We start from the raw sequence: 17986 nt of genomic DNA, 5'->3' as shown, positions 1-17986 counted from the left end.
CTTGGGACTGGACTCCAATGTTAACGGCAACAGGCTCCAACACTTTTATCCTAATTTATGCTGGTATATGTGTATTGGTATATAGAGCAATCGAAGCCAGTAAAATTTCCAGTGCCGAATACACTGGCTTATTAGGTGCTGTAGTTGTAGGGGTGCTGTGGTTCGATGAAATACCGGACCTGAGCTTGGCTATAGGATCTTCTTTAATTATTATTCCGCTGATTTGGTTAGCCAAGGTAGAAGCAAAGATAAAGCAAATAAGTAAAATAATATAAATGATAAAGTTAATCTAACTTTCCAACGTGACCGCGTTTGGGAACGAGCGCTTAACTGCACTCCCAAGTGGGATAAATAATAACTCTCTCCCGCTTACCGCATATCCCTACTGATTACACTAATACAGAAACGCCGCACCTTGATAGCTTTTTCAGTGCAATGATTTCGTCATGCCAAATTGATCGTAATGATTGGTACATAGGCTATCAAAAAATTGTTAGCACTGTAGCAAACGCTAAAAACGAGACTGATATAAGCGAACAGCTATTATGGGATCTTTGGTATAGCCGAGACAATTATATCTCAAGCTTAAAACAGGGTGCACTATCTAAAGAGGAGTTTGAATTATCTAAGAGTACTTTAAAAAATATTACTAAAAAAATAATTAGTAGCCAATCTTTAGTCACTTACCAAGAATGTGTAGAAGACTTACAAAAGCTGAAAGACGATGGCAAGGTAAAATATTTGCATAAAGCTCTACTCAATCGTGTTTTTGCGGTCGCTGCTCCCCAACATTTTTCCACTACCGTTACCAAAGATGCATTTGAGTACATATGCTCATATTTCACCCAAAAATGGGGGTTTAAATATAAATACACTAACTGGTTCGACGCTAATATTAAATTAAAAGAATTTATCCATGCTAACTTAGGCGATGACTACGATGAGTTACTAATAAATATAGTACTTTGGGTAATTTACGAAGAAAAACACTTAAGTGATTTAGCATCGAGAGAAAGTGACATAACTCTAAAAACAGCTATTAGGAAGCAAGTTGAGTCTATAGAGATACAATTTAGAGAAGCGGAGTTAGAGAGGTAATTTATCCAGTGGTTGCATAACTCTGAATATTGCCACTATGCGATTTCAAGTCAAAGCGAAGATCTAGGGCGAGCTCACATTCGTGATGTAGTTTTAAAAAGTAAAGAAACAAACACAACTTTAATTGCTGAGCTAAAATTTAAATCAAATGCCAAAGAGGATATTGAAGCCGCGATAGGACAGTTACTTCGATATGCTTTATATCCAAACACGGAAGATTGTAGTGAAATATGGGTTGTTGGTGGTAATTATCCACTCACTGACGAGTTAACATGGTTCAATGAAATTAAAAAACATGTAAACTTAAAATTTAAGTATTTTTACAAAGATCCGCAAAATAATCAGTTCTTCGAAGAATAACCTAAGTAAGTTAATCTGATATTCAAAGCATAGCCAAAGCACGGCATAAAAGGGAAGCTATACGCTTCCCTTTAAAATTTTCTTAAGCTGTTTGTGCTTTTAAGTTCAACCAGTCCTGTCCGGCTCAATTAAACCAGTTCAGTTGAACTTAAAAGCGGTAATTTCTTACTTAGTATCACTAAAGTGCTACTCACCAAAAGAATAGATTCTGTAAAATCTTTATCATCGAACAAGTAAACAGCACTTCAATAGATCATGATTTTTATATCTGCCCACCCACACCTTTGAATTTTTCAACAAAAGCGGCAATTTTCTGAAACACCGTTTGCTTCTGGGTTCGGTACTGTGGGTTTAATGGGCTAAGTTTGGGCAGCGCCTCATTCAGTGCAGTGCCATTTTCAGAGGCGTACTCACGTTTGAGTGATGACGCAATATAGCGTTTGGCAGCATCGATATTAAGCTTTTCAGAGGCAATAATGGCATCGGCTTCGCGCTTCTGCTCCGCCTGGGCGAATTTGAAGAAAGCGTCGATAATGCTGGCTTTGTCATTGATCTCATCTAGGTTTGTCTGGTTAATAAAATCAACCACCAAGCTTTCTTTCGCTCTATTGCCAAGGCTACCGCGGATCATACGACGAACTTCTTCAATCAAGCCTTCTTTGCTCTTGTTCTTCTTATTGTGATCAAAAATAAGTTCAAGAATATAATCGAGGTTTATTTCCTGAGATTTAAGCAAATCAATTTCAAAGACCACGTCGTCCCAGTCTACCGTTGATTTATCTTTGTCCTGACCTTCTTTATCGCGTCGCAACCAGTCACGGGTATCGTTGTAGGTAGAGCGATAATCTTGAATAGCACGCTCACTTGGCATATCGATGGTTTGCATTGCCTCGATGTCAGCATCATCCAGATAGTACTTTGACTTGAACGCTTCAACAGCTTGTTCATCACTGGTATCTAAGCTTTGCAGCGCTTTTAATCCAGCAAACTCATCGTAGTTTTGTAAAATATTTTCTGCTTTTAGGTATTCACCAAACAGCTTGGCAAATTCTTTTTTATCTTGTTCTTTTTCAATATTTTCTGGGTTTGGAAAACGTTCTTGCAGCTCTTTTACGATATCAACAAAACCTCGACGCGCTTGGCCAGTAGCAATATCGTTAAAGCCTTCCATGTATTCTTTGTAGCTCTTCTCCAACACCACGTTTTTGGTGTTTTTGTCACCAAACAAAGTGATAGCATCAATGGTTGCCTGCTCCAAATCCCGGAAGGTAACAATATTGCCAAAGGTCTTCGTTGCATCATAAATGCGGTTAGTGCGAGAAAACGCCTGCATCAAGCCGTGATAGCGTAAATTCTTGTCAACAAACAAAGTATTGAGCGTAGGTGCATCAAAGCCCGTTAAAAACATACCCACCACGATAAGCAGATCTATTCCTTGATTCTTCACGCGCTGGGCAAGGTCACGGTAGTAGTTCTGAAAACCATTACTGTCTACGCCATAGTTAGATTTAAACATGGCGTTGTAATCGTTAATCGCGGCGCTCAAAAACTCTTTTGCGCTGCTGTTCATGGCACTAACTTCAAAGCTCTCATCTAAAATATCACCAATGGCGTCTTGCTCTTCATTGGCTGCAAATGAGAAGATAGTCGCGATGCGCAGAGGTTTACTTGTAGGTCCACTTTCGGCCTCGGCCTGCAATGTTTTGAAGGTTTCATAGTAGGCTTTCGCTGCATCAACACTACTGACCGCAAACATAGCGTTAAACCCTTTGGCACCAGAATAGGCTCGATGCGTTTTCTGGTTAAAATGGTTCAGAATATACTGCGAGATTTCACGAATGCGCATCGGGTGTAAGAACGCTTTCTTGTTCTCTGCGGCACTGAGCTTCTTTTCATCCTGCTCAGTCTCAATGCTCTTAAATTGCGGACGAACATCGTTATAGTCCACTTTGAACTTGAGTACTTTTTCATCACGAATGGCATCAGTGATCACATACGTGTGCAACTGCTGGCCAAACACGCTGCCCGTGGTTTCAGCACCCAAGGCGTTTTCAGGGAAAATTGGCGTACCGGTAAAGCCAAACTGGTAGTACTTTTTGAATTTCTTCTTCAGGTTTTTCTGCGCTTCACCGAACTGGCTTCGATGACACTCATCAAAAATAAAGACAACCTGCTTGTTGTAAATAGCTAAATCGCTTTCACTTTTGATTAAGTTATTGAGCTTTTGGATTGTGGTGACGACAATCTTGTTATCGTCTTTATCCAGGTTACTCTTAAGCCCTGCGGTACTGTCTGAACCGTTCACACTATCAGGCGAGAACCGCTGATACTCTTTCATGGTCTGATAGTCGAGGTCTTTTCTGTCAACCACAAAAAAGACTTTATCTATACAGTCTAAATCGGTGGCCAAACGTGCCGCTTTAAAGCTGGTTAGTGTTTTGCCTGAACCGGTAGTGTGCCAAATGTATCCGCCGCTCTCGGTGTTGCTCCAATTTTTAGCGTTAAATGCGCTCTTAATCTTCCATAAAATGCGCTCTGTAGCGGCAATCTGGTAGGGGCGCATTACAAGTAAGGTATTGCTTACGTCAAACACAGAGTAACGCAAGATCACTTCAAGCAGGGTCTCTTTCTGGAAAAAAGTCGCCGTAAAGTCTTTTAAATCCTTGATCAGCGTATTGTCTGACTTCGCCCAGTTCATCGTAAAGTCGAAGCTGTTTTTGTCACGCTTTGTCGTGTTGGCAAAATAGCGCGTGTCGGTGCCATTAGAGATCACAAACAGCTGCAAGAACTTGTACAACGAGTTCTCGCTATTAAAGCTCTCTTTGCTGTACCTATGAATTTGATTAAATGCCTCACGGATCGCCACACCACGCTTTTTAAGTTCAATTTGCACCAAAGGCAAACCATTGACCAAAATCGTCACATCGTAACGGTTGGCATGGCTTCCCGTTTGCTCAAACTGCTTAATCACCTGCACTTTGTTACGAGCAATGGTCTTCTTGTCGAACAGGTAGATATTTTCTATATGGCCATCATCAAAGACAAAATCGAAGATATAGTCACTGTGCACCTTGCGAGTTTTATCAAGAATATTATCGCTTGGGGTGTTTAAGTATTGCTCGCAAAAGCGAGCCCACTCAGCATCGGTAAACTCGACCTTGTTGAGGGCTTGTAATTGTTTACGCACATTCACCAGCATGGCATCGGGTGTCGTCAGAGCAGGCAAATACTCATAGCCCTGGTTGCTTAGGTCCTGAATCAGCTCACGTTCTAAATCGGCTTCGCTTTGAAAATTTTCAGCGACTTTCCACTCTTTGGTGTATTTATCTAAAACAATAAAATTATTGGATTCTGCCACCGTTTTATACGTCGTCATTCGTTTACATCCTTTTCTTTTGGTTAGCAGTGGTGTTTTCCAAAATGGAAATAGCCACAGCATCGCATTATGAAGTAACTTGCCAGTGGCCGGTTTTATCTGAGCCTATTCGGGTTAACTTGCCTTCTTTTTGCAGCTTGCTAATGGCACGGCCAATGGTTCTCACGTCTTTATTCAAGGTATCAGCGAGTTGTTGTCGGGTTAGCTCGGGCGTGTTACTGAGCAATGCTAAAATAGCCTCAGGCGTTTTAAGGCCCGTTACATTGATAAGGGTATTTACAGGGGCGTTTTCACCTTCTTTTAGAGGGGCATTTACAGAGGCATTTTGCGCCAGCGTTTGCTGAATAACCGACAACATAAAATGAATAAACGGCGTACTGTCTGCTTGGTTATCGGCCTGCTCTAGGGCGTGATAATAGGCTTGCTGATGGTCTTTAATCACACTTTCTAGCGGCAAAGATAAAAACAACGGATGCCACTTGGATAAAATCAGCGTTTGCCATAACCGCCCCATTCGGCCGTTACCATCGGCAAAGGGGTGAATAAACTCAAATTCGTAATGAAATACACAACTGGCGATCAATGGGTGATCTTTTGTTTGCTTAAGCCATTGGATTAAATCAGCCATTAAACCGGATACCTGATGCGCAGGCGGCGCAACATGGTGCACCACACCACCTTTATGGATACCCACGCTTTTACTGCGAAACTCACCGGCATTCACAAGAATATCTGACAGCATTAAACCGTGAGCCGTGAGTAAATCGGAAATCTCGCTGGGTGTGAATGCAGGCAGTGCATCATAAGCGGCAATCGCGCCTTTTACCTCGGCCAGCTCACGCACGCTGCCCAGCACAGGCTTACCCTCAACAATGGCGGTAATTTGTTCTTCAGTTAAGCTATTGCCTTCAATCGCCAGCGTGCCGGTGATGGTTTTGATGCGGTTTTGCTTGCGCAGTTGCGGCGAGGCATTGAGCTGGCTGGCATTTAATTCACCCACCTGCTGGCTGATTTGCGCCACCAAGTTCAAAATATCGGTGGTGATGGTAAAAGGTGGTTGATAGGCCATTAGGCTGCCTCATCTGAATGAGATTTCGGCCCGCCTGCCGGACTGGCAGGGAAGCTCAACAACAGGTCACGATAATACTCGTATTGTTTTTGGCGTAACTCGATTTCGCGAGGGAGACCTTCTTGCAGCGAAGTTGTTAAGGTGTCGAATTTATCCAAAAGACTGATAATACGAGCTTGCTCATCAAGTGTTGGTAAAGGAATCTTAATTTCATTCAAAATCGCCTGCGTAAGGCTTGGTCTACCTGACCCAGTATCTAATTGCATCATGTCAATAGTTGTCATGAAATAATAAAAGAATTTTGGAATGATTTTATCTAAGTCTAATTCTGTGTAGTAAATCGTATCAACATTCCAGAAGGGCTCATCTACATAAAAAATATTAGTTATAGAGCCTTTTCTTGGTATTAATACAGTTGGTTTGTTGTAAGCAAAAGTATCCACATACTGCATGATTCCGCCAGAGCCATAAACAGGGATGTTGCCCGCTCCCAACTTCTTCCAATCTTTGCCGTTTTTGATATTGGCTACTGTACTTAATTTTACCCACTCAACTTCACCCTCTCCTGCCTGATCGGCAGACAGGTCAAAACTTAGCAACTGGTCGCGGTAGTAGTTGTATTGTTTTTTCCGTAGGTTAAGCTCGGCGGTCAGCTCGGCGGTCAGCTCGGCGGTCATGGTGGTAAATGCGTCCAGAATGCGTACAATTTCAGCTTGTATTGTCAGCGATTTTTCTGGGTTATCTGGGCATGGGATGGGCACGAGAAATTTATCAGTATCTGGCGTTGCAATTTGAGGCATTTGCATTCGGCTACCGATGCCTTGAAAGTGGCGTTCATGCAATTTCAAAAAATGGTATATAAACTTAATATGGATCGCATTATTATCCGAGTAATATGACCACATTTCATTTTTATGTGAGAACGGTTTTTCGTAATACTCGAACTCAATTACACCTCGGGACTTTACAATAATGGACGGCTCTCGATTTACATCCTTTTCAGGTATATCTTCAAAACCCACAAAGGCAACAGTTTTACCTCCTGCAAAAATCTTTAATGGCGCTCCATCTTTGTGAAGGGTTTTCATCTGTCCGGCCGTTATTTTTGTCCCCTTAGTGCGCACCAGAACATCTTTCAATGGCAGCCACTCAACTTCAACCCCATCAAATAGCTTCTCTAAATAACTCAAATTACTCATGCCTCAACCTCCTCACCTTCAATCTCTGCCACAATGGCATCAATATCACTGCGAAGCGCATCAATTTTAGCAACGGTGGTTTTAAGTTCGGCATTAAGCTCAGTAATGTCCACTAGCTCGCGAGTGTCCTCGGCTTCCACATAACTACTTACCGATAGGTTATAGCTATTGCCTGCGATAACATCCAAATCTACCGATTTAGCAAAGTGTTCCACGTTCTCTTTGCTGGCAAACACTTTCATGATTTGCTGAATATGACCCGGATTTTTTTCGTCGTCGTTATCCGTTAACACGTTGTTATTGGTTTCTTTTTTAAATAGGCCACTGGCATCGATAAACTGGGTAGTAGTGTCGCTTTTGTGTTTTGACAGTACCAAGATATTTACCGCAATGGTGGTGCCAAAGAACAGGTTTGGTGCAAGTGAAATCACGGTTTCAACGTAGTTATTATCTACAAGGTATTGGCGAATTTTTTGCTCAGCACCACCACGGTAAAAAATACCGGGGAAGCAAACAATGGCTGCACGACCTTTGCTTGATAGGTAACTCAGTGCATGCAGCACAAAGGCAAAGTCGGCTTTTGATTTAGGCGCAAGTACGCCTGCGGGCGCAAAGCGGTCATCGTTGATTAGGGTTGGGTCGTCGCTACCAATCCATTTCACTGAATAAGGCGGGTTAGAGACAATGGCATCAAACGGCTTGTCGTCTAAAAAATGTGGCTCTGTTAAGGTATCACCCAACTGAATATTAAACTTGTCGTAGTTAATGTTGTGCAAAAACATATTCATACGCGCTAAGTTGTAAGTAGTGTGGTTGAGCTCTTGGCCAAAAAAACCATCTTCAATGATATGCGCATCAAAGTGCTTTTTAGCTTGTAAAAGCAACGAGCCCGAACCCGCCGCAGGGTCATAGATTTTATTGACGCTGGTTTGGCCGTGCATGGCCAGCTGTGCGATCAATTTTGAAACGTGCTGAGGGGTGAAAAATTCGCCACCGGATTTACCCGCATTGGCGGCATAGTTTGAAATCAGGAATTCGTAGGCATCCCCAAACAAGTCTATTTGGTTGTCTTCAAACTCACCGAAAGAAAGCTCAGACACTCGTTTTAATACCTTTGCTAAACGATCGTTTTTTGCAGTAACCGTATTACCTAAACGATTGCTGGTGGTATCAAAATCCGCAAACAAGCCTTTGATGTCTTTTTCTGAATCATAGCCATTGGCTGAGTTTTCGATTGCAGCAAAAATTGCTGCCAAATCCGTATTTAAATTTTCGTTTTTGTGTGCATTAGCCGCTACATTGCTAAACAACTGGCTAGGGTAAAGAAAATAGCCTTTGGTTTTAATGGCATCATCTTTGGCAAATTGGATGTTTTCATCATCGTCAGACATGGCGGCATAGTTAACACTCTCGTCACCGCCTGTGATGTAGTTGACAAAGTTTTCACTGATAAAGCGGTAGAACAGCGTACCCAGTACATATTGCTTAAAATCCCAGCCATCCACTGAGCCTCGGACATCGTTGGCAATCGCCCATATTTGGCGTTGAAGTTCGGCACGTTGTTGTAAACTTGTCATCAATAAATTCCCTTAAGGCATGTTATCTTTTATCTGCACATTTTAGTAAGTGAATTAGAGTCAGCATTGACTCTAATTCACTTACCTTCAATGAAAGTTATACTATCATAAATTTTATATAATCAATCTGCTACTTAGAGATATAAACGACTTAACTCTCTTATCGTTCACCTATTCTCTCCATTATCCAATCATCCACTTCTGACTCAACCCATGCCACCGACTTAGCCCCTAACGAGACTTGCTTAGGGAAAGTACCTTCAGCAATAAATTTATAGATACTCGAGTGACCCAATGATGTTTTTGCCATCACTTCTTTCAGTTTAATTAAACGCATGGAATTTCTCCGGTTGGTTATTAGTACATAACCTTTCCGGGACCAGTATTTTTTTATGTCTCTCAAATGAAAAACTTACACATATACATCACTAACTTGCATAAATCACTTAAGAGGAATTAATAATGCAAGGTCAACAGTCGTTATATGAATTTAAGCATCCGGTAAATGATAAACAGATACTAGAAGCTGCTGCCTACATCATCGCTCAGAAGCAGTTTAGAGATGGTGTACTAAATAGCCCTAATGATTGCGAAGAGTACTTGAAACATAAACTCGCGATACATGAGCATGAAGTTTTTGCCGTACTTTTTTTAGATAGCCAGAACCGCATACTGGAGTTTAAAGAGCTATTTAGAGGCACTATTAACGCAGCTAGTGTTTACCCTAGAGAAGTCGTTAAAGAGGTGCTGGAGCTTAATGCTGCATCCGTTATCCTAGCGCATAACCACCCTTCCGGCGTTACTACCCCATCTCAAGCAGACAAGCTTATTACTACCAAGCTTCAACAGGCACTTAACCTAATTGATGTATCAGTGCTTGATCACATCATCATTGGCGAGAGCACGTATTCATTTGCTGAACATGGTTTAATTTAAAAGGAGTTAAATATGACGTTAAAAATAGAGCAAGTAGCAGGCTTAAAAGTGCCTAACTCTTTTATTAGTGTGATTGTAAGCGCAGTTGCTAATAGAGGTGATTCTGTAGGAACAGCTAAGGCGGTTACACTTAACTTTAGAGATCCAGATTACAGCCCTGAAGCTGGAGGCTTTCACCCTGTAGAGGTTAGGTTAGAAAAGAAGGCCACCAGCTGGCAGCTTATTTATATTACTGACTTCTCGTATCAGGGCCGTCATACCCCTGAACTGATAAAAGAAATTGATGTGTGCTTCAGCATTAAGCAGGTTTATCACTTTTTAGCTGGTTGGTTGAACGCTAAGGAAGGTAAAGAGCTATTAGACCTATTCATTTCAAACTTTGTTGAGTACTACAACACAGGTTGTTATCAGGTAACTGTTACTACTGAGTAAAGGGAGGTTTTTATGGCTGAAGTACAAGCAGTTAAAGATCTTGATACAGTAAGGCTCGTTAGCTATTTACTAGAAAAGCGTTGCTCAAGACAAATGAGCCAGATATGGAATATTGGCTTAAATCTCGCGCTTAGAATATCTGACTTACTTGCAGTGAAGTTTACTGACATAAGTAACAATAGGTTGATTATTTATGAGTCAAAGACCTCGAAATTAGCTGAAATAAAGCTAAATGATAAGGCGCTTACCTTGATCAACGAAATTAAACTAACTCATCCACACCACATCTACTTATTTCAATCATACCGCAATCAACAAGCGATTAATTCAAAGCCTAGACCGCTATCACGCAGAGCTGTCACAAAAGCATTTGCGTTAGTAGGTGAAGAACTAAATATTCATTTGGGGACTCACTCAATGCGTAAAACACGCGGTTATCACTTGTATCAGAAAACCCATGACATCGCCCGAGTAATGAAAATGCTCCGCCATAGCTCCGAAGCAACCACACTTCGTTACATAGGCATAACACAGGAGGAAATAGACAAAGACTTTGAAGAACTAGAGCTATAAACCCTAACAGCGCCATTCTGGTGCTCGTGATACTTAACTAAAAGGAAAACATTATGTCTTTAAATAAAGCCGTTTCGTGCGGCTTAGTTGGTAATGAGTTATCAAAACAGATAACTGGCAGTAGTGACTCTAGCGTAAGCAGAACAGCAGTGGCTATAGGCTCCGGTGCAGCCGCTGGAGCACTTACATCTGGCGCAATAGTAATTGGTGCAGGTGTTGCGTCTGCGCCTGTTACAATCCCTCTGGCGGTAGCTGGTGGAGTAGTTGCTGGCATTGCTAGTTTGTTTGATTAGTTAAATACGAGTGCTCATATTGAGCACTCTTTTATAGCGTAATAGCACCGTTTATTTTTTTAGGTTCTCATAATGGTATTTTGGGAACTTGCCAGCCCTTATATAATAAGGGCTTGAGCTTATTTAGCTAGTTGAAGGTCTCAAAACCTCGTTAAAAAGAATTATGAGAAGCACAGGTCTTAATTAGAATATTACCTCTGACTATAACGAACAAATTGCAACCCTAAACCATACTATTTGGTATGCGGTTTTAGAGTAACTTCGTTGATAAAAGATATTGTCATTCTTGAATGAAATTGGAGCTATTTGTATCAAGATAGTAATAATCTCGCTATAGGAATGAGCAAGCTGACTTACTCAATATTTGAAAACGACGCACTTGATCTGACTTTAAATATTCAAATAAACGAAGCTTTAACTCTCAATATTAATTTTGCAGGCACATTGCGATACCGCACCTTATTAAAACGGCACAAACTAGTAATGTAGCTAAAAGTCAGGGAAAAGATATCATTTTTCTAGAAGATACCTAACCTACGAAAATGGTTTGAGTGAACTAAAAGTAGTGAAGAAACTAAACTTGCGGATGCACTTGAAGCTAAACTTCTGAAAATAAAATTCTTTTTAAAGCCTCGGCAGAATGTGAAGAAGATCTACCTCGGCATTGTAACTGATATAGAGGCCTAGATAGCATTCCACCTTTGACTTGACTCAAGCGCTTTAACTTTTTTAGTTGCACTAAATCTTCTGTGACCACATTTGGCAATATGGCTATTCCCATTCCTTGTGCGACTGAGCGAGCTATAGCTTCATTACTCCCTAGTTGCATACTATTACTAACTTTTATACCTTGTTTTTCTAACATTTTAACTGACATTTCACGTGTTCCAGAGCCTGGCTCACGGAGTAACCAAAACTGTTGGTTAAGCCATTCATTTAAATTAGGGCTAGGCTTAAAATGAGGTGGGGTAACGACACTCATCAAATCATCTTGCCAGTGTCTAGGTACTATCTTTTTTTCTGTTGGTGTCCCTTCAACTAGAGCCAAGTCAATAGAGCACTCAAGCAACGCATGTTCAATTTTTTCCGTATTTTCGACCTTCACTTCAACTTTTATATTTGGGTAAGCACTACAGAACCTGGCTAAGTAAGGTGGTAACCAATAACTTGCAATTGTAGTGCTAGTACCAATGACAATTGTGCCACGCTTTAGTCCGGTACGTGACTTTATATCGTCTATTGCCGTCTTTTCAATAGCAAAAATATTACGAGCATGTTCATATAAAGCAACTCCGCCCTCAGTTAATGCGAGTTTTCTCCCTTTGGTGGCACGTTCGATAAGTTTAAGACTTAATTGATGCTCTAGCTCTTTTAACGCTTTAGATACCGCTGGCTGACTAATGAAAAGAGTTTCTGCCGCACCCGAGAAACTTTGCAATTTCGCTACAGTATAAAAGACTCTCAATGCGTGCAAGTTCATAAGATAACCTAAAGTTATTAAATCATAAAATTAATGTATTGGAGTTATATTTTGGGTCTTTCTAAAATGCAGTCAAGTAAATATAGCAATTTATTGAAGGACGTTTATGTTGTTCTATACGCGATGTCTATTTAAACCCCAAACAAAAAAACTCACAGATAGTCGATGGTGGTTGGGCCTAATGTTGGTAATTACATTAGCAAGTATATCAATAGCCCTAAGTAAACTTTCCGTTTTGCAAAATGCACAAGTTAGTTCACTCACTATTGGAATTATCCTCGGCATCATAGTAGGAAACAGTTTGTTTTCCCGTATCGCAACTCATACTGATATTGGAGTAGACTACGCAAAAAGCTTCTTACTTAAAGCTGGCATCATTTTATTTGGCTTTAGAATTACATTCTCACAAATAACAGAAATTGGTTGGTTAGGGCTAGTTATTGATTTAGCCATATTACTAGGTACATTTATCCTAGCAATTCAGTTAGGTAAACGTTTATTTAAACTTGATGAGCAAACAACTATTCTTATTGGTGCAGGGAGCTCTATTTGTGGTGCTGCAGCAATAATGGCAACAGAACCAGTTATTAAAGCACAAGCACATAAAGTATCTATTGCGGTTGCAACAGTCGTTGTATTTGGAACCCTAAGTATGTTTACTTACCCCTTAATGTTTGAATATATAGGGTTGAGTGAATACGAGTACGGTATTTTTGTTGGTTCAACCATTCATGAAGTAGCTCAGGTAGTTGCTGCGGGTACCGCTATTAGTGCAAATGCAGCCGACACGGCAGTAATTGAAAAAATGTTAAGGGTAATGATGCTTGCCCCATTTTTGTTTGGTTTATCATATTGGCAAAAACGAAAGGATACAAAGAAAAACTATAACTTAGAAAAATCTTCAGGCCTATCAATTCCTTGGTTTGCGGTTTACTTCATTTTAGTAAGTGGATGTAATTCACTAATTAACCTATCTCAGAGTACAACAAACAATATTGTGTGGTTTGATAATATATTACTCACTATCGCCATGGTGGCATTGGGACTACGAACTCACATTGGGGCAATTCGTCAAGCTGGAATAAGACCCCTACTTTTGGGAAGTTGTTTGTTTATATTTTTAACGTTAGGCGGTTTCGGAATTAACACTGGAGTAAAAGCACTTTTATAGTTGGGTTCAACTACAGGCGAATCGTTAAAAGTGCAAAATATGATTAGTCTGATCTTGCTTCCTAATCGTTAGCGAGTAGACGTGAAATCTCTCTCAAATACAGTAATAAAAATTTACTACATGATTTTTTAAGAGGAGCGCTTGACCGCACCTGCGAAGGCAAAATTTAGCGGCCAAGCGATAAACTGTTATGAATGTTTATGGTTGAGAATTCAGCTCAATTGGAGAGAAAAAATCAGAAATAGGAGGTTTAGCTGTTTCATTGGGCCAAAGTATATTCTCTACTTGTTTGCTCTGCTCCCAATGAACAAAGTCAGGAGCTTTGTCTATTTTCGCCTTTTTAATATTGGCACCAGAAGCGCTACTCAAATTATCAGCAACACTTTCAACAAAAGATAACACGTTTGGCTCATCAGTTGCTGCATTATAGTATGCAATCAAAACCCCATTGAAGAAAACAGCTTTATCACCGTCTTCCGCAGAAATTGAACATAAATCCATAGTTACTCCAGCTCATATATTTTTGCCAAAGCTATCATATGCATTAAATCGCGCCTGATTCTGGGAAAAAGGTTTAAATTTAACTAATAATTGATGTAATCACATAGACCGCGAGCCTAAAAGAAACTTCTTGGTTGTAATGTGGAATATTCACATCTAAAATTACTGTTTATTTGTACAGTATTTGTGATTATGCTTAGCAAACTTACCCCTTCAACCACAGAATTACCTATTGCAGACTTTTCAGTTGCTGCAGGTTTCCCCAATCCATGCGAAGATCACCTATCCGACTCAATCAGTTTAGATGAGCTCCTAATTAAGCGCCCTAGTAGTACATTCCTATTCAGGGTGTCAGGCAACAGCATGTCCCCAGACATTACTGACGGCTCGATAATAGTTGTAGATAGGTCAGTAACAATTAAAACTGGACGAATCGTATTAGCTACATTAGACAACGAATTTGTTGTGAAAGAACTACAATTAAAAAACAACAAAGCCGTTTTTATTAGTAAAAACCCCGACTTCGAGCCAATTGAAATTGATATCGATGAAAACAATGACTGGGATACTCATGTAGTCTGGGGCGTTGTCACTGGTTTAATCAAGATATTCTAATTATGTGGGTTCTTTGCGACATCAATGCTGCTTACGTTTCGTTTTGCCAACTCTTTAACCCCCAATACGACTTTGATAAAACCCCTCTTGGCGTTCTTAGTTCTAACCAGGGCAATGTTGTAGCTCGAAATCAAGCTATCAAAGATTTAGGTATCAAAATGGGAGAGCCAGCATTTAAAGTTAAACAACTGGTGGCTGCGCATGGTGGTCACTTGTGGGGGAGTAATTTCACGCTGTTTGGTGATTTGAGTAACCGTTTTCATACCGAGTTAGAGTACTTCCTATTCGATACAATACGATACTCTGTTGATGAATGCTTTGGGCGCATCGATATAAACTTTACAAAAGATATAAAAGACTACGCACACACCATACAGAGGACACTTAAGAGGAACTTAGGTATTAGTTGTGGCTTGGGTATATCTCAGACAATGACACTAGCGAAACTTGGAAGTCACTGCGCCAAAAAGAAAGAGTGGAAAGAACACACCAATGGTGTGGTTGTATTAGATTCACAATACAAAATTGATTGGGCTCTCAAACATACTCCTGTAGAGGATATTTGGGGGGTTGGAAGTAGAACTACTAAAAAGCTAAATAAATTTGGAATCTATACGGGGTATGACCTTAAAAATGCCGACATTAGTTGGATCAAAAAGACGTTCACAGTTGTTCTTGCCCGTACTGTGGAAGAGTTACGAGGAAAATCTGCGGTTGAATTGAAAGATGTAAACGACTCTCGCGATAGAATTTGCGTATCTCAGAGTATGGGAAAACCGGTGATAGAGCTTACGGAGCTTTCTGAAGCTGTTACAGCACATGCAACAAAGGCTGCGTTTAAACTTCGTCGATTTAAATCTTACACATCGGCAATAACAATATTCATCCACACAGATTCATTTAGACAGGCAGAGCCGCAGTATCATAAGTCACAATCAATTAAACTACCCTACCCCACCGCGGATACATCAACACTGGTGTCTTATGCAAGCTTTGCATTAAAAGCTATTTATAAGAAGGGGTTTAAATACAAAAAAGCTGGCGTTATTTTTGAAGAACTTTCATTACACGATGATATGCAACAACTTGAACTGTTATCTGAGACTTTACCACTGAATATTAGCTCAAAAACGTTGGTCATTGATGAGATAAATAGAAAATTTGGACGTAGTGCAATAAAGCTCGCAAGTGAAGGGTTCTCTCAGTCTTGGCGGCCTAAAGATGATTTAGCACCTTTGAGTTATACAACAAAACTTTCAGATTTACCTATTGCGAAAGCATAAAGATTATTTAGAAGAACCCTACCAAGGTATAAACCCCAGAGTAAATAAAATAACCCAACCCAATTGAAAGAATGGTAATGTTAAAAGCCAACATGAATAGCTTAAAATTATGCGATAAATCGGGCATTTCCATGATGCACCTACAGTGTTTTTTAATGTTATTAAATCATGTATAGCAGACTATCTTAAATAATTCCTTAAATAAAGGTACAAATATGCACGAAATACCGGTCCCATTTGGTATCAATTACTCAGGCCATTTAATTGCAGCTCAATCGATTCAAGTGGGCGGAACCTATACTTGTCCATATTGTGGTGAAGCGCTTATGTGTGATTTGTCTTCTATGCAAAATAAGATGCTCATCCACCCAAAAACTAACAACTGCATCAGCCTAAGTGATAGTTATAAGAAAGCCAAAAAACTAATTAAAGATGTCATCTTAGAAAACAAAAAGGCTGAGACAACAATACAGATCCATCAAAATTGCTATCAATGCCTTAAAGAAATACAAAGAGATATAAAATATTGTACATTTGAAGGGGTTCAAACTGATTATTACTACCATGACTCAGTATGTGATGTGATTGGGCAATTTAGCCATAAAGGACAGTCAATCTATTTGGGCATCGAAATTGTATCTGAACAAGAGCAAGACTGGAGACCATATAGCATTTCAAATGGTTCGGCATTAAGAAGCTGGATCAAACTTAAAGCCTCTGACGTTCTTAAAGATCCATACAATTGGCGACCTCTAAACTCAAAGCTATCACCAAGGCTTTGCCAATCATGCAGCAATACCAGCAAGAAAGGCTCTAAAATAATTGCTGTTGCAGATAAGTACTCAATTCCTAGAGAGCTGTACACAACTGCTCGCAAATCCCCAGATAAGCCGTTCATAGCCGACATTGAAACTTGCTATAGATGTTCAGAAGTAATCCCCGTGTTTTGGTGGTTAGGGACGCCATTTTGCGAAGATGAACCACCATTTCCGCGCCCTTATACAATTGAGCTGAGATTTTCCAAGCAATACGGCGGTAAATACTGGGCAAACACTTGCCCTAACTGTAAATCAATACAAGGTGATAACCATCTCCATGTATTTGAAACAGCGCAATTCAAAGATTTACTATCACCTAAAGTTAAAAGCAGGGAGTCTAATGCTATTAGCATGCTCATGGAGCGTACCAAGCTATTCTATTAGTGCGCTAGCTATGGGCGCAGCACTTCACTAATGAAAGGCATTAGTAGGAAGCGTATAGCCGCGTATTCACACACTAAATAAAGCAGCCCTAAAGCCAGGCTAAAGTTAAAGCATAAAATTATGAATATAATCGCGGTGAGTAAGAGGAAAGCTAATAAAATCATAGCTAAGATGTTAGGGTTTTGAATTAGCCAGTATATAAACACTTTCATGGTGTTAACTGCCCAATGCTTCAAAGTCTATCAATTCTCCTGTATATGTATCCTTTACAACCCCATTTTCAACGGTAACGAAGATAACATTATTCAACCCACTCTTCTTAGTAATACGGATAGACGCATATGACGAAACTAGTTTTTTAACTGTATCTTCAAGCGTCTTAACATCACTTAATTTGACGTCATCATGCCCAATTCGTTTTAAAGTAAACATTCGATTACGACTCCTTTGATTGTGATGTGAGTGCCAAGCAGACATGCAAACGAGGGCTCTCCCTATCATTGCTATACCAGCCACAAAGCCTATGAACGTCACAAATAGCAGTATGAAATCAGTTTTACCTGTCATACAAAACAGATAAGCATAGAAAGCTCCTGCACTAAAAAACATCAAACCCAAACACAGCTCAAATAAATTAAGCCATCGCTCGGCCATTGAGTATTGCTGACTATCCATAGAAAACACCAGATAATTAATAACTGACGACCATCCTATGCTATCCAGTAAATCGCGCTTAACAGCGTGAAAAAATCAAAATTTATAAGAAAAACAGGCTTTTTTAAGAAGAATTTGAGATATTATTTTAAGCATTAAAAATTAGC

At 40.0% G+C, this 17986-nt stretch carries 18 protein-coding genes and 1 pseudogene; 11 read left to right on the top strand and 8 right to left on the bottom strand.

Translation table 11 applies throughout. The annotated features are described in order from the left end of the window. The 3 genes and pseudogenes from L1264_RS16785 to L1264_RS16775 form a co-directional block, all read left to right on the top strand. Positions 1 to 275: pseudogene (locus L1264_RS16785) on the top strand (DMT family transporter); the annotation flags it as partial. Between the two features lie 160 nt (positions 276 to 435). Next, positions 436 to 1098 carry a hypothetical protein gene (locus L1264_RS16780; protein ID WP_230237249.1) on the top strand — a complete coding sequence of 221 codons (663 nt, stop codon included), beginning with the start codon at positions 436 to 438 and terminating at the stop codon, positions 1096 to 1098. 12 nt (positions 1099 to 1110) lie between these two features. Continuing rightward, positions 1111 to 1458: a hypothetical protein gene (locus tag L1264_RS16775; protein WP_230237252.1), complete on the top strand. Its 348-nt coding sequence runs from the start codon at positions 1111 to 1113 to the stop codon at positions 1456 to 1458. A gap of 262 nt (positions 1459 to 1720) precedes the next feature. On the opposite strand, the gene L1264_RS16770 is transcribed toward L1264_RS16775, so the two are convergent. The 5 genes from L1264_RS16770 to L1264_RS16750 all read right to left on the bottom strand — a co-directional run bounded on the left by L1264_RS16770 (position 1721) and on the right by L1264_RS16750 (position 9016). Then, positions 1721 to 4834 (bottom strand): HsdR family type I site-specific deoxyribonuclease, encoded by a 3114-nt coding sequence (locus tag L1264_RS16770; RefSeq protein WP_235404259.1) that lies wholly within the window; start codon positions 4832 to 4834, stop codon positions 1721 to 1723. Positions 4835 to 4901: 67 nt separating this feature from the next. Continuing rightward, complete coding sequence (locus L1264_RS16765) at positions 4902 to 5903, bottom strand: Fic family protein (protein WP_235378185.1); 1002 nt, start codon at positions 5901 to 5903, stop codon at positions 4902 to 4904. Continuing rightward, entirely contained in the window at positions 5903 to 7102 is a 1200-nt protein-coding gene (locus L1264_RS16760) for a restriction endonuclease subunit S (RefSeq protein ID WP_235378184.1), read from the bottom strand. Before L1264_RS16760 ends, L1264_RS16765 begins: the two co-directional genes overlap by 1 nt. Further along, positions 7099 to 8679, bottom strand: coding sequence for a type I restriction-modification system subunit M (locus L1264_RS16755; protein WP_235378183.1), 1581 nt, complete (start codon positions 8677 to 8679; stop codon positions 7099 to 7101). Before L1264_RS16755 ends, L1264_RS16760 begins: the two co-directional genes overlap by 4 nt. Before the next feature lie 160 nt (positions 8680 to 8839). Continuing rightward, on the bottom strand, positions 8840 to 9016 hold the full coding sequence (locus L1264_RS16750) for an AlpA family transcriptional regulator (RefSeq protein WP_175079437.1): 177 nt from the start codon (positions 9014 to 9016) through the stop codon (positions 8840 to 8842). Between the two features lie 125 nt (positions 9017 to 9141). On the opposite strand from L1264_RS16750, the gene radC reads away from it, so the two are divergent. Genes radC through L1264_RS16730 form a run of 4 tightly spaced genes read left to right on the top strand, consistent with a single transcriptional unit; the run spans position 9142 to position 10913 of the window. Beyond that, positions 9142 to 9615 carry a RadC family protein gene (radC, locus tag L1264_RS16745; RefSeq protein WP_036973948.1) on the top strand — a complete coding sequence of 158 codons (474 nt, stop codon included), beginning with the start codon at positions 9142 to 9144 and terminating at the stop codon, positions 9613 to 9615. 12 nt (positions 9616 to 9627) lie between these two features. Beyond that, positions 9628 to 10047: a DUF2787 domain-containing protein gene (locus L1264_RS16740; protein ID WP_235378182.1), complete on the top strand. Its 420-nt coding sequence runs from the start codon at positions 9628 to 9630 to the stop codon at positions 10045 to 10047. A 12-nt stretch (positions 10048 to 10059) separates the two neighbouring features. Beyond that, positions 10060 to 10620: a tyrosine-type recombinase/integrase gene (locus tag L1264_RS16735; protein ID WP_036973950.1), complete on the top strand. Its 561-nt coding sequence runs from the start codon at positions 10060 to 10062 to the stop codon at positions 10618 to 10620. Positions 10621 to 10673: 53 nt separating this feature from the next. Continuing rightward, positions 10674 to 10913 carry a hypothetical protein gene (locus tag L1264_RS16730; RefSeq protein WP_138557675.1) on the top strand — a complete coding sequence of 80 codons (240 nt, stop codon included), beginning with the start codon at positions 10674 to 10676 and terminating at the stop codon, positions 10911 to 10913. Positions 10914 to 11511: 598 nt separating this feature from the next. Here the strand turns inward: L1264_RS16730 and L1264_RS16725 are convergent. After that, on the bottom strand, positions 11512 to 12393 hold the full coding sequence (locus L1264_RS16725) for a LysR substrate-binding domain-containing protein (protein ID WP_235404257.1): 882 nt from the start codon (positions 12391 to 12393) through the stop codon (positions 11512 to 11514). A 106-nt stretch (positions 12394 to 12499) separates the two neighbouring features. Between L1264_RS16725 and L1264_RS16720 the strand changes: the two genes are divergently transcribed. Further along, on the top strand, positions 12500 to 13564 hold the full coding sequence (locus L1264_RS16720; protein ID WP_235404255.1) for a YeiH family protein: 1065 nt from the start codon (positions 12500 to 12502) through the stop codon (positions 13562 to 13564). A 198-nt stretch (positions 13565 to 13762) separates the two neighbouring features. Here L1264_RS16720 and L1264_RS16715 read toward each other — a convergent pair whose 3' ends face one another. Beyond that, positions 13763 to 14065, bottom strand: a complete 303-nt coding sequence (locus L1264_RS16715; protein WP_036973954.1) for a hypothetical protein — start codon at positions 14063 to 14065, stop codon at positions 13763 to 13765. A gap of 192 nt (positions 14066 to 14257) precedes the next feature. On the opposite strand from L1264_RS16715, the gene L1264_RS16710 reads away from it, so the two are divergent. The 3 genes from L1264_RS16710 (at position 14258) to L1264_RS16700 (ending at position 17165) form a co-directional block, all read left to right on the top strand. After that, positions 14258 to 14680, top strand: coding sequence for a LexA family protein (locus L1264_RS16710; RefSeq protein ID WP_036973999.1), 423 nt, complete (start codon positions 14258 to 14260; stop codon positions 14678 to 14680). A 2-nt stretch (positions 14681 to 14682) separates the two neighbouring features. Further along, positions 14683 to 15963, top strand: coding sequence for a Y-family DNA polymerase (locus tag L1264_RS16705; protein ID WP_118845455.1), 1281 nt, complete (start codon positions 14683 to 14685; stop codon positions 15961 to 15963). 215 nt (positions 15964 to 16178) lie between these two features. Next, positions 16179 to 17165, top strand: coding sequence for a hypothetical protein (locus L1264_RS16700; RefSeq protein ID WP_138533990.1), 987 nt, complete (start codon positions 16179 to 16181; stop codon positions 17163 to 17165). Between the two features lie 216 nt (positions 17166 to 17381). Here the strand turns inward: L1264_RS16700 and L1264_RS16695 are convergent, their stop codons facing one another. Continuing rightward, positions 17382 to 17840, bottom strand: a complete 459-nt coding sequence (locus L1264_RS16695) for a hypothetical protein (RefSeq protein WP_235404253.1) — start codon at positions 17838 to 17840, stop codon at positions 17382 to 17384. Positions 17841 to 17986 lie beyond the last annotated feature (146 nt).

It is taken from the genome of Pseudoalteromonas sp. APAL1, assembly GCF_021532475.1.
GTDB lineage: Bacteria > Pseudomonadota > Gammaproteobacteria > Enterobacterales > Alteromonadaceae > Pseudoalteromonas > Pseudoalteromonas lipolytica_C.
Note: the sequence above shows the minus strand (reverse complement) of the source record. Positions and strands in the feature narration are given on the sequence as shown.